The following is a 12,351-nucleotide window of genomic DNA, read 5'->3' on the forward strand; positions in this document are numbered from 1 at the left end:
CTCTATAAATATACGCTAATCCGGCAATTCTATCACTTCCAGCGCTTTGATCTCGCCATTGTCCAGCTGGAAGCGCACCAGGGTCTTTACTTTGTGCCAGCCCTGTTTGCCGCATGCACCCGGGTTGATGTGCAACAGCTGTAATGAAGGGTCAGGTATTACTTTCAAAATGTGGGAGTGGCCGGTGATATAAAGCTGCGGCTTTTTCTGCCGGATATGGGGCTTCAGCGCGGGCGTGTATTTGGGTGGGTAACCGCCGATGTGCGTCATCCAGACTTTCACTCCTTCGCAGATAAACAGGTTATGCTCCGGGTAACGGATACGGATATCCTGCCCGTCTATATTTCCATACACGGCGCGGAGCGGCTTGAACGCTTCCAGCTCGTCTGCCAGCGCTACGCTGCCAAAATCTCCGGCATGCCATATCTCATCTACTTCCGCAAAATATTTGAACACCTGCGGGTGCAGGTACCCGTGTGTGTCAGACATCAGGCCTATTTTCTTCATACCGCGAAAGTAGAATAATAATTCATCACTATTTCGAACACCAGTGATGCCGCGAGTTTTGCCGTGCGCTGGTCCGCATCCAGCAAAGGATTGAGCTCGGCTATGTCTGCACCGGCCAGCTTGCCGCTGCGCAGTACGGTACGGAAACAGTCAAGGAACAGGGCGTCTGGTATCAGGCCGTTGTAGGCCGGGGCACTCACGCCTGGTGTGTAGGCGGCGGCAAATACATCCAGGCAGGTGGTGAGGTAAATTTTGTCGTTTTGCCGGATGAAGGCCTGTATAGCGCCAATGAGGCGCTCCTGGTACTTGAGCTGGAAGAGCGATGCCGGCAAATACTGGACGCCCAGTGTTTCCGCGGCCTGGAAGAGCCGCGGTGTATTGCTGTTTTGCTGGATGCCCAGCGCCATGTAGTGAAAAGGCTGCCCTGCCTCCGCACGCTCCTGCGCTATTTGCCAGAAGCCCGTACCGGAGCTGGGGCCTGCGGCATCCGGCGCCCTCAGGTCAAAATGCGCATCGAAGTTGATGATGCCTGGAGGCTGCGCCTCATTGTACCGCCTGATGCCACGTTCATGGGCATACGCAATTTCATGCCCGCCGCCAAACAGCACCGGCAGGTAGCCAGCCTGCAGAATGTGCTGCACCGTAGCGGACAGCACTTCCTGCGCCGCTTCCAGCCGGCCGTCCCGGCAAACCACATCCCCGGCGTCTACCAGCGCATGCGCGCCGAAATGCACGGGAAAGGAAGCACAGGCTTGTCTCAAGGCCAGCGGCCCCTCTGCAGCGCCTGTTCTCCCCTTGTTTCGGCGTACGCCTTCATCGCAGGCAAAGCCAAGAAAGGCAATGCCTTTGCGGCCGGGAGGCAGCGCGGGCAGTGGGTGGCGACTGATATCTGCCACCTCAATCACCTGGTGCCAGCGGCGCACGTCAGGTTCTTCTCCGTCTATGCGGCCCTGCCAGGTATCGGCGGCGGTGGGTTGATAATATGCCAGCATGGTATTAGATGTTATGATGGACATGTATGCTAATTTTGTATGTTGCAAAACAACTGGTCCACAGACGTTCCTCAGGTGTTTTCTACTTCTTCCCCGCCCTTCCACACGGTTACCGGCTTCATGCTGCCCTGGTAATAAAGAATGTCACGATGGTCTTTACAGGGGTATGCCTGCAGATCTCCCGCAGGCAACGCCATGCCCAGCGCTTTGGCAGCGCGAACGGTGAGGCCGGCCAGCACTTCCGCGGTAGATAGTTTTTCCGCGGCGCTCATCACGGCGGCCTGCATCAGCAGGTCGCCCATGGGGGCGGAACCGGGGTTCCAGTCGCTCGCAATGGCCACACAGGCTCCTGCGTTCAGCAGTTTGCGGGCCGGCGCATAGTGCATGCCCAGGCCCAGTGAAGCACCAGGCAATACCACCGCCACTGTGGCGGAGCTGGCCAGCCTTCGTATATCCTCGTCCGTAGACGCCTCCAGGTGGTCTGCAGAGAGCGCGCCGGCTTCTACCGCAGCCTGCGAGCCGCCACTGCTGAACTGGTCTGCATGCACGGTAATTTTCATACCGGCCTGCTGCAGGAACTTTCGGGCGTCTGCAGCTGAAAAGGCCGTTTCTTCAATAAAAATGTCTACCCGGTCTGCCAATTGCTCTGCTTTTACCAGCGGCAGCAGTTCGTTGATGATCCAGCGCAGGTATGCCTTTTCATCTCCGTCAAAATCTTTCGGGCGCATATGCGCGGCCAGGCAGGTAGGTACCAGGGTGGCTTTGGTGTGCAAACCGGCTGTTCTGATGGCGCGCAGCATCTTCAATTCATCCTCCCTATTCAGGCCGTAGCCGCTTTTTACTTCTATGGTGGTAACGCCATTCAACAAATGACGGTTGGCGCGGGCTACGGTGTTTTCCGCCAGCTCCGCGTCAGTAGCTTCGCGGGTTTTCAGCACAGAGTCCCAGATGCCGCCGCCGGCGCGGGCAATGTCGAGATAAGACTTGCCGGCTATCCGCATGGCATAGTCACGGCTGCGGCTGCCGGCAAAACAGATATGGGTATGTGCGTCTATGAACCCCGGTATCAGCACCTGCGGCACTTCCACTATCTGCAGGGTGGCTTTCGGGTTTTCTTTCCGGAGCTGCTCAAAGCCGCCGAAAACAACTGCGCCTTCATGCATCAGCACCCCGCCGTTCTCAATGATGTTCAGTTGTTCATCCCGGATAGGGCCTTTCTCCGGCAGGCCGGCCAGCGGCAATATCTGTGAAAACGGGCCAATGAGTTGCATATGGTCGTTTTTAGTGTCAGTAAAAATTTGCTACTGGTGCAGGCCAAACTTCCTGCTCCACTCTTCCGCTCTTTCATACCCTGCGTCTGCATGGCGGAAAATACCCAAAGCGGGGTCATTGTACAGCACACGGCGGAGGCAGGCCGCCGCGCGGTCTGTACCGTCTGCCAGCACCACCATGCCGGCATGCTGGGAGTACCCCATCCCCACGCCGCCGCCGTGATGGAAAGACACCCAGGTAGCGCCGCCGGCGGTGTTAGACATGAGGTTCAGCAGCGTCCAGTCACTCACCGCGTCAGAGCCGTCTTTCATGGCCTCCGTTTCCCGGTTGGGCGATGCTACAGAACCACAGTCCAGGTGGTCTCTGCCAATTACCATGGGCGCTTTCACCCGGCCGCTGCGTACCAGCTCATTGAAGAGCAGGCCTGCCTTTTCCCTTTCACCCATGCCCAACCAGCAAATGCGTGCAGGCAGGCCCTGGAAGGCCACCCGCTCCTGCGCTTTTTGCAGCCAGTTGATAAGAGGCGTATTATCAGGAAAGGCTTCCATCAATGCGCGGTCTGTGGTATAAATATCTTCCGGGTCGCCGGAAAGGGCTACCCAGCGGAAGGGCCCTTTACCTTCACAAAAGAGGGGCCGGATGTAGGCCGGCGTAAAACCGGGGAAATTGAAAGCGTTGGCTTCCCCGCCTTCACGGGCAAACTCGCGGAGGTTGTTACCATAATCGAACGTAACCGCGCCGCGCTGTTGCAGTTGTAGCATGAACCCTACATGGCGCGCCATGCTGGCTAGTGACAGTTGTTTGTACCGAACGGCATCGGAGGTACGAAGCTCCGCTGCTTCCGCCAGGCTGAGGCCATTGGGCACATACCCGTTCACGGGGTCATGCGCGGAGGTCTGGTCTGTGAGAATGTGCGGCGTAATGTTATCCCGCAGCAGCTTCTCCAGCATATCTCCCGCATCGCTGACCAGGCCTATGGACAAGGCGTCCCCTTTTTCCATGGCTTCCCTGGCCCAGGCAATGGCTTCATCGTAAGAATGCGTCATGCGGTCTATGTACTTTGTATCTATGCGTTTCTGTATGCGGGCCGGGTCTACATCTGCGCCCAGGAACACCCCGCCGGCCATGGTAGCCGCCAGCGGCTGTGCGCCGCCCATACCGCCAAGGCCTGCGGTTACCAGCAGCTTGCCCTGCAGGTTACCGTTAAAATGTTGGCGGCCGCATTCCACAAAGGTTTCGTAGGTGCCTTGCAGTATGCCCTGTGTACCGATGTAGATCCAGCTGCCGGCCGTCATCTGCCCGTACATCATAAGGCCTTTGGCTCGCAGCTCGTTAAAATGTTCCCAGGTAGCCCATTTGGGCACCAGGTTGCTGTTGGCCAGCAGTACGCGGGGGGCTTGCGGGTGTGTGCGCACAATGCCTACCGGCTTGCCGGATTGCACCAGCAGGGAGTGATCTTCATCCAGCGTCAGCAATATGTTGATGATCTGCTGCAGCGCTTCGCGGTTGCGGGCCGCCTGCCCGATACCGCCGTATACCACCAGCTCATCCGGGTTTTCCGCCACCTCATGGTCAAGATTATTGAGCAGCATCCGGAGCGGGGCTTCCGTTTGCCAGGAGCGCGCGTTGAGCTGTGTGCCGCGGGGCGCCTTATAATGCGGGTGTGCCGCGTAAGTATCAAAGAAGCTGGAATTGTTTCTCATAAGGGCCGTTTAAATTGATCTGGTGAGCGGCAGCTGTTTCGTTAGCTGCCTGTACAAGCGAACCGCTGCTTACCAACTGGTGCAGCGCGGCAATGTCTGTGGCAAACACACGGTCTTTTTTGGCAAAGGCCACATGTTCCCGTACGTGGTGGTGGCAGGCTTCTATCACCGGGGCGGATTTTAGCGGCCGCCTGAAATTGATGGCCTGCGCAGCGTACAGCAGCTCTATGGCCAGTATGTACTCCAGGTTGCCGATCACCTGCATCAGCTTTCTGCCGCTGATAGAGCCCATAGATACATGGTCTTCCTGGCCTAGGGAGGTGGGCACGCTGTCTGCGCTGGCGGGGAAGCACAATGTTTTGTTTTCCGTTACCAGCGCCGCCGTGGTGTATTGCGGTATCATAAAACCGGAGTTGAGGCCGGCATCTTCTATCAGCAGCTTCGGCAGGCCGTAGCGGCCTTCTATCATCATGTAACAGCGGCGGTCTGCAATATTGCCCAGCTCCGCGGCCGCAATGGTAGCATAGTCTAGCGGCAGGGCCATAGGCTGGCCGTGAAAGTTGCCGCCGCTGATGGTGTCTTCCGCGGAGAAAATAATGGGATTGTCTGTTACAGCGTTCAGCTCTATGGCCGTCAGCTCCGCCAGGTGCAGCCAGGCCGTGCGCGAAGCGCCGTGTACCTGCGGCATGCAGCGGAGGGAATAAGGGTCTTGCACCCGCCCGCAGTCTGCATGAGACGCCATGATCTCAGACCCGCGCAGCAGCGCGTCAAGCCGGTGCGCCACCAGCTGGTTGCCGGGAAACGGCCGTATGGCGTGCAACCGCGGGTCAAAAGGTTTGGCGGTACCCATCAGCCCTTCCAGAGACATGGCGCCAATCACGTCTGCCGCCTCCAGCGCGTTCCAGAGGCGCTGCACGGCTTTGGTGGCAAAGGCCAGTATAAATTGCGTACCGTTAATGAGGGCCAGCCCTTCCTTGGGGCCCAGCACCACTGGCTGCAAGCCTTCCCGCTGCAATACTTCCGCAGCCGGCAACTGTTTTCCCTTATACCATACCTCCCCCAGGCCGATCAGCGGGAGGAACAGGTGAGACAGCGGCGCCAGGTCCCCAGACGCGCCTACAGAACCTTTCTCCGGCACCAGCGGGGTAACGCCCTGCTCAATATGCCAGATGATGCGCTGCAGCGTAACGGGGTTTACGCCGGAGTAGCCTTGCGCCAGCGCGTGCACTTTGGTGATCAGCATCAGCCGCGCAATTTCTTCCGGTATGGGCGCGCCCACACCTACGCTGTGGCTTTGCAGAATGTTGTACTGCAGGGCGCGGGTATCTTCTTCTGAAATCTTGGTATCGCAGAGCGGGCCAAAGCCTGTGTTGATACCGTACACGGTGGTATGCTCCTGCACAATGGCCTGCACATGCCGGTGGCTGGCTTCCACGCGGGCCATTGTTTCCGGCAGCAGCACGCCCTTGATGCGGCCGGCCGCTATGCCTAGCGCCGCGGCTGCCGTGAGGGGGTCTTTGCCGTAATTAAAAACCTTGCTCATGTAATATTATTTTGGTGTTGATGGGGCCGTAGCCTGCATGCCGCCCGGCAACTGCCGCCGGATGCGCTCCGCCAGCGGCAGCGCTTCCACCGCCTGCTCCAGCGTGTTAATGGCCTCCAGTATCTTGCTGCTTTGTTTATGCTCCGCCACCAGCTCCTGCATGGCGGCGTCTATGCCTTTCCACACCGGCAATATCTGCTCCAGCAGTGCGCTCCCCTTTTTGGTCAGCACCACCCATTGCCGGCGCCCGTCTTCCTCGCACCGGCTGGTTTTTACCAGCCCTTTCTTTTTCAGGTTGGTGACCAGCTGGCTCACGGCGGAATGGGATACTTCCAGCTCTGTGGCAATGTCCATCAGCGTGAGCTGCTCTTTTTCAGACAACAGGTAGAACAACGGGAACCAGCTGGCATCAAAGGCAATGCCGGCCTGGCCGTACACCTTGTTCACCTCCGCCAGGAAGTATTCGCTCAGCCGCCGCAGCCTGCTGCCAAAGATCAGGTAACCCAGTTTCGGATAAAATCCCATAAATATATAAGTGCTTATATAATTTACAATATTAGGAAATCCGAAGCACATGGCCCGGATTTTTTTATTTGCGTTTTACATCAAACCAAACGGGTGATTTGTCTTCCACCTCGCCATTGTAGTTAATGGAAAGCTCCTCTCCTTTTTTGATATCGCGGCGGGTTTTGATGGCCATGGTTTCCGCTTCAAAGTCCATTTCATACTCGCAGTTCGGGTCATACGCATGGTTGTAAATGGAACAAAAGCCAAGTGCAATACAGGAGCGGGTTTCCCTTACTCCCCAGAGGAAGATGTAGTTGTGCAGTTTAGTTTTGTCTACAATTTGCGTATCGTTGTTGGACAGTACCAATACAGGAGATATTTCTATTTGTGTACCGGCGGGAATAGGTTCTTTGGTGAAAACACCACGGCCTTTTTCTTTCGTTTTCTGAATGTATAAATACGGCTTGATCATAATCTCACGTAATAAAGAGACGTAAAATAACATCAAACCGGGCAGTTAACAAAATGCAGGGGAATCAGAATTGATATTTATTTTTGCCGGTATGATCAACTATAATCCAAAGGACTGGTTTACGTTCATTTTCCGCATTCATAAGGCAGATACCGTTAAAAAGCTGTTCCCCATGTTTATTGCCATTGCTGCCTATTCAGCGGCAATAGCCTGGCTGGAGCTGGAGGTGTTCCGCCTGTCTGAAAAGGACCATATCCGGAACATCACCGCCATGCATGGCCTGCTGGGTTTTGTGATCTCCCTGCTGCTGGTGTTCCGTACCAATACTGCTTATGACCGCTGGTGGGAAGGCCGCCGCCAATGGGGGCTGCTGGTGAACAACAGCCGCAACCTGGCCCTGAAGCTGCAGGCCATACTGCCCACCGGCCATCCGGCACGGCAGTATTTCCGCTTCATGATACCCAACTATGCCTTTGCCATGAAAGACCACCTGCGGGGGGAGTTCAATATACATTCACTGGAAGGGCTCACGGCTGATGAAACGGCCGCCCTTGACGGTCAGCGCCATATGCCCAACCAGGTAGCCGCGTTCATCATGAACAAAACCGGCGAGCTGTACCGGCAGCAGGTGATCACCGGAGACCAGCTGATCACCATCAACGCGCAGCTGGAGTCTCTTACAGACATTTGCGGCGCCTGCGAGCGTATCAAGAACACGCCCATCCCCTTTTCGTACAGCGTGTTCCTCAAAAAGTTCATTTTCTTTTACGTGATGACGCTGCCCATGGGCTATGTGTTTGGGCTGGGTTACCTGGTAATACCTATGGTGGTGTTCATTTTTTATGTGCTGGCCAGCCTTGAGCTGATTGCGGAAGAAATTGAAGACCCCTTCGGCAAAGACGCAAATGACCTGCCTACAGACGTGATCAGCGGTAACATCCGCAAGCACGTGCAGGAGATAATATAATAATGTTTTCACGCAAGGCCTGTTTACTATGGAAAATGCAGCATTACTGGAGCGATTTGAAGAGCTGGTCAAAGAGCAGCCCTCCCGGGAACTGAAAACGTTCCTGGACGATCAGCTGATCACAGACATTGCGGAGCTGATCTATGAAGTGCCGGAAGAGGCCGTGGTGATCATGGAACATCTCACCCTGGGCCGCGCGGCCGCCGCTTTCAGGATATTGGAGTTCCCCACCCAGGAAGACATCATCAGGGCCCTCCCCGCCGCTAAAACGGCGGAGCTGCTGAACGAGCTGCCGCCTGATGACCGTACCGCCTTCCTGGAAGAGCTGCCCTCCCAGGCCGTACAGGAACTGATCAAACTGCTGCATCCCGAAGAAAGAAAAGTGACCCTCTCCCTCCTCGGCTACCCGGAAAGCAGCGTGGGCCGCATCATGACGCCTGACTACATTGCGGCCAAAGCACACTGGACGGTAGAGCAGGTATTGCAGCATATACGGATGTACGGGCGGGATAGCGAGACCATTGACGTGATCTATATCATTGATGATGAAGGCAAGCTGCTGGACGATTTCCGTATCCGGGAATTCCTGCTGGTATCTCCGTCTACACAGGTCAGGTCCCTGATGGACGACCGCTTTGTGGCCCTGCACGTGAACGATGAGCAGGAAGAGGCCATACAGGTGTTCAGGCTGGAAAACCGCGTGGCCCTGCCCGTGGTAGATGACAAGGGCGTGATGCTGGGCATTGTGACCATTGACGACATGTTGTGGATTGCCAATGAAGAACATACGGAAGACATACAGAAGATAGGCGGTACGGAAGCGCTGGACGAACCGTACCTCGACATGCCCTTTTTCAGCCTCATCAAAAAACGCGTAGGCTGGCTGGTGATACTCTTCATCGGGGAAATGCTCACGGCCACCGTCATGACCTACTTTGAAGATGAAATAGCCAAGGCCGTAGTACTGGCCCTGTTTGTACCGCTGATCATTTCCAGCGGCGGCAACAGCGGCTCCCAGGCCTCCACCCTCATCATCCAAGCCATGGCGCTGGGCGAGCTGACCACCCGTGACTGGTGGCGGGTAATGCGCCGGGAAATATTCTCCGGTTTGATGCTGGGCAGCGTACTGGGGCTGGTGGGCTTTTTAAGGATACTGATCTGGAATTCCTTTTTCCATACTTACGGCGAGCATACTTTCCTGATTGCTGTTACCCTGGGCGTATCCCTCATCGGCGTTGTGCTCTGGGGCACCCTGTCCGGCTCCATGCTGCCGTTACTGCTGAAAAGGGCGGGCGCTGACCCGGCCAGCTCTTCAGCCCCCTTTGTAGCCACGCTGGTAGACGTAACGGGGCTGCTGATCTATTTCAGCGTAGCGTATATGTTCCTCAACGGCATTCTGTTATAGGCATTAATACCGCTGCTTCACTAATTTGCTGCCCTTTCTTGTTTTGTATACGATGAAGAGGTTGCCGTAATCCTTGTCTGCAATAGAATCCATCCGGGGGTTCACATCAAGGCTTTTGAGGAGAGGAATGAGCGTGTTGCTGTGGCCTATTACAAGAATGCGCTTGCCCCAGTCCCCGCGCCGGCTGATCTCGTACAACAGGGATTCACCCGTACTGTCCGGCTGGTACAGCACCGTGTCTATGCCGAAGCGGATGCGCAGGCTGTCTCCCGTTTGCATGGTGCGCTTGTACTTTGTGCTGTATATCTTGCTGATAGACGAATCTTTCAACAGCCGGTACAGTTTGCCCGCGCGCTGCATGCCGGCTGCGGTAAGCGTAGAATCTGCCCCCGGGTTCTTCTCCGCATGCCTTACCAAAAAGAGGGTACCCGTCAGAAAAGTGGTATCTTCCGTTACCGGCACCTGCTCCCTTAACGCCTGCTGCCTTTGCCCGCAGGCCGCCAGCAGGAAAGGAAAGAGCATGCCGGTCATCATATTGCGCGCTGTTGTGCCCATGTTGTTCGTTATCTTGCAACAAATTATAAAATTCTACACTATTAACCAATATGAAAATAGTACTCACGTCCATGGCGGGCATGTTGCTTGCCGCTGCCAGCCATGCCCAGCAACTGACGGTAGAAAAGATCATGCGTGACCCGAAATGGATCGGCACTTCGCCCGATAATGTTGACTGGGGCGGAGACAGCAAAACGGTATATTTTCTCTGGAACCCTGAAAAGGCCTATGCGGACTCACTGTACAGCATCAGCCTCACGGCGCGTACGCCGGTAAAAACCCCGGCGGCTGAACGCGGCCTCATCAACGCGCGCAACAATGCCACCTATAACCAGGCCTACACACAAAAAGTGTATACCTACCAGGGAGATGTGTACCTGCAGGACGCGGCCACCGGCAAGGAGACGCGCCTCACCCGCACCGCCGAGCAGGAAACCGCCGTTGGTTTTTCATTTAACGATACCCGGGTTGTATTCCGCCGCAGCCGCAACCTGTTTTCCTGGAACATTAAAACCGGGGAAACGGAACAATTGACAGACTTTACCAGCGGCGCCAAACCTTCAGACAAACCGGCCACGCTTACGCCCCAGCAGCAGTACCTTCAAAACCAGCAGCAAGACCTGTTTGCCGTATTGCGGGAAAAGAAAGCCAAAACAGAAGCAGCCAAGGCATTCAGCAAAAGCCTGCCGGAAGCGCAGCAGCTGCGCACTATTTATATCGAAGACAAGGTGGTGACGGACGCGCGCATCAGTCCAGACGGGCGTTTTGTAGTATACCGGCTGTACAAGGCGCCTGGCGGCAACAGCAGCACGCAGGTACCTAACTACGTTACCGACAACGGCTATACGGCAGAGCTGACCGCCCGGCCGAAAGTTGGCAATCCGCTGGGCGCTTCTTACAGCTATGTATTTGACAGGGAAAAAGACACCGTGCTGCCCGTGAGAACGACCGCATTGCCCGGCCTGGGAGACAAGCCTGATTACCTGAAAGATTACCCCGGCAAAGACACCGCCAGGAAAACGCGGGGCGTTTCCGTGTACGGCCCGTTCTGGTCTCCCAAAGGCACTCATGCCCTGGTGAACATCACTTCAGACGATAATAAAGACCGCTGGATCATGTTGCTGAACTGCGCCACCGGCGCCCTGCAACCGGTAGACCGCCAGCGTGATGAAGCCTGGATAGGCGGCCCCGGCATCAATGGCGCAAACATGGGCTGGATAGATGAACAGACCTGCTGGTTCCAGAGTGAAGCCACCGGCTATTCTCACCTGTATACCTACAACGTGGCCGCCAAACAGAAAAAGGCCCTTACGCAGGGCAACTACGAAGTACAGGAAACAAAACTCTCCCGGCACCGTGATTACTTCTACCTGCTCACCAATGAAGTGCACCCCGGCGAAAAACAATACTACCGCCTGCCCGTAACCGGCGGCCGTGCGGAAAGGCTTACTTCCATGCCCGGCGCCCATAGCGTAAGCCTGAGCCCTGATGAAAAGTGGCTGGCCTACCGCTATTCCAGCTCCAACCAGCCCTGGGAACTGTACCTGCAGGAAAACAAGCCAGGCGCCAAACCCGTGCAGATCACCAGCCTGGCGCAGTCTGCCGAATTCAAGGCCTACCCCTGGCGCACAGCCAATGTAGTTACCTTCAAAGCGCGTGACAATGAGACCGTGCATGCCAGGCTCTATACGCCGGATGCGGCCAGAAAGAACGGCGCGGCCGTTATATTCGTACACGGCGCGGGCTACCTGCAAAACGCGCACAAATGGTGGAGCCAATACTTCCGGGAATACATGTTCCACAACCTGCTGGCAGACCTTGGTTATACCGTGCTTGACATAGACTACCGCGGCAGCGCCGGCTACGGCCGCAACTGGCGCACGGGCATTTACCGGCATATGGGCGGCAAAGACCTCACAGACCAGGTAGACGGCGCCCGTTACCTGGCGCAGCAGCATGGCGTAGATCCCAAACGCATCGGCATTTACGGCGGCAGCTACGGCGGGTTCATTACCCTCATGGCCATGTTCACGACGCCCGATGATTTTGCGGCCGGCGCTGCCCTCCGCTCTGTAACAGACTGGGCGCATTATAACGACGGCTACACCGCCAACATCCTGAACCGCCCGGCAGAAGACAGCATCGCCTTCCGCCGATCCTCTCCCATCTACTTCGCAGAAGGCCTCAAAGGCCATTTGCTGATGTGCCATGGCATGGTAGATGTGAACGTACACTTCCAGGACATCGTGCGCCTTTCCCAGCGCCTCATTGAGCTCGGCAAAAACAACTGGGAGCTGGCCGTGTACCCTGTAGAAGACCATGCCTTTACTGAGCCCGCCAGCTGGACGGACGAGTACAAGCGCATCCTGGCCCTGTTTGAGCGGGTACTGCAACGCCGCTAATTTCAGTATATTTGGAGGTACCTAAA

The 12,351-nt window shown here is 56.2% G+C and carries 11 protein-coding genes; 3 read left to right on the forward strand and 8 right to left on the reverse strand.

Translation table 11 applies throughout. The features are described 5' to 3' along the window. Positions 1 to 15 precede the first annotated feature (15 nt). From ABDW36_RS14500 to ABDW36_RS14530, 7 genes are all read right to left on the reverse strand, one after another. The gene (locus tag ABDW36_RS14500; RefSeq protein WP_343702630.1) at positions 16 to 489 is read right to left on the reverse strand and encodes a metallophosphoesterase family protein; all 474 of its coding nucleotides are present in this window, start codon (positions 487 to 489) and stop codon (positions 16 to 18) included. A 14-nt stretch (positions 490 to 503) separates the two neighbouring features. After that, positions 504 to 1,523 carry a formimidoylglutamase gene (gene hutG / locus ABDW36_RS14505; protein ID WP_343702631.1) on the reverse strand — a complete coding sequence of 340 codons (1,020 nt, stop codon included), beginning with the start codon at positions 1,521 to 1,523 and terminating at the stop codon, positions 504 to 506. Between the two features lie 47 nt (positions 1,524 to 1,570). After that, entirely contained in the window at positions 1,571 to 2,770 is a 1,200-nt protein-coding gene (gene hutI / locus ABDW36_RS14510; RefSeq protein WP_343702632.1) for an imidazolonepropionase, read from the reverse strand. A 30-nt stretch (positions 2,771 to 2,800) separates the two neighbouring features. Further along, positions 2,801 to 4,474, reverse strand: a complete 1,674-nt coding sequence (gene hutU / locus ABDW36_RS14515) for a urocanate hydratase (RefSeq protein ID WP_343702633.1) — start codon at positions 4,472 to 4,474, stop codon at positions 2,801 to 2,803. Beyond that, positions 4,449 to 6,017, reverse strand: a complete 1,569-nt coding sequence (gene hutH, locus ABDW36_RS14520; RefSeq protein WP_343702634.1) for a histidine ammonia-lyase — start codon at positions 6,015 to 6,017, stop codon at positions 4,449 to 4,451. Before hutH ends, hutU begins: the two co-directional genes overlap by 26 nt. 6 nt (positions 6,018 to 6,023) lie before the next feature. Then, positions 6,024 to 6,542, reverse strand: coding sequence for a MarR family transcriptional regulator (locus ABDW36_RS14525; RefSeq protein WP_343702635.1), 519 nt, complete (start codon positions 6,540 to 6,542; stop codon positions 6,024 to 6,026). Between the two features lie 64 nt (positions 6,543 to 6,606). Continuing rightward, positions 6,607 to 6,996 (reverse strand): SET domain-containing protein, encoded by a 390-nt coding sequence (locus ABDW36_RS14530; protein ID WP_343702636.1) that lies wholly within the window; start codon positions 6,994 to 6,996, stop codon positions 6,607 to 6,609. Between the two features lie 91 nt (positions 6,997 to 7,087). On the opposite strand from ABDW36_RS14530, the gene ABDW36_RS14535 reads away from it, so the two are divergent. Both ABDW36_RS14535 and mgtE read left to right on the forward strand, forming a co-directional pair. Continuing rightward, complete coding sequence (locus ABDW36_RS14535) at positions 7,088 to 7,963, forward strand: bestrophin family protein (RefSeq protein WP_343702637.1); 876 nt, start codon at positions 7,088 to 7,090, stop codon at positions 7,961 to 7,963. A gap of 28 nt (positions 7,964 to 7,991) precedes the next feature. Continuing rightward, positions 7,992 to 9,368, forward strand: a complete 1,377-nt coding sequence (mgtE, locus tag ABDW36_RS14540) for a magnesium transporter (protein ID WP_343702638.1) — start codon at positions 7,992 to 7,994, stop codon at positions 9,366 to 9,368. Between the two features lie 3 nt (positions 9,369 to 9,371). Here mgtE and ABDW36_RS14545 read toward each other — a convergent pair whose 3' ends face one another. Further along, on the reverse strand, positions 9,372 to 9,923 hold the full coding sequence (locus ABDW36_RS14545; RefSeq protein ID WP_343702639.1) for a histidine phosphatase family protein: 552 nt from the start codon (positions 9,921 to 9,923) through the stop codon (positions 9,372 to 9,374). A gap of 50 nt (positions 9,924 to 9,973) precedes the next feature. On the opposite strand from ABDW36_RS14545, the gene ABDW36_RS14550 reads away from it, so the two are divergent. Beyond that, a complete protein-coding gene (locus tag ABDW36_RS14550) occupies positions 9,974 to 12,325 on the forward strand; it encodes a prolyl oligopeptidase family serine peptidase (protein ID WP_343702640.1) in 2,352 nt (783 codons plus the stop codon). Positions 12,326 to 12,351 lie beyond the last annotated feature (26 nt).

The sequence above is a fragment of the Chitinophaga sp. genome (assembly GCF_039596455.1).
Taxonomy (GTDB): domain Bacteria; phylum Bacteroidota; class Bacteroidia; order Chitinophagales; family Chitinophagaceae; genus Chitinophaga.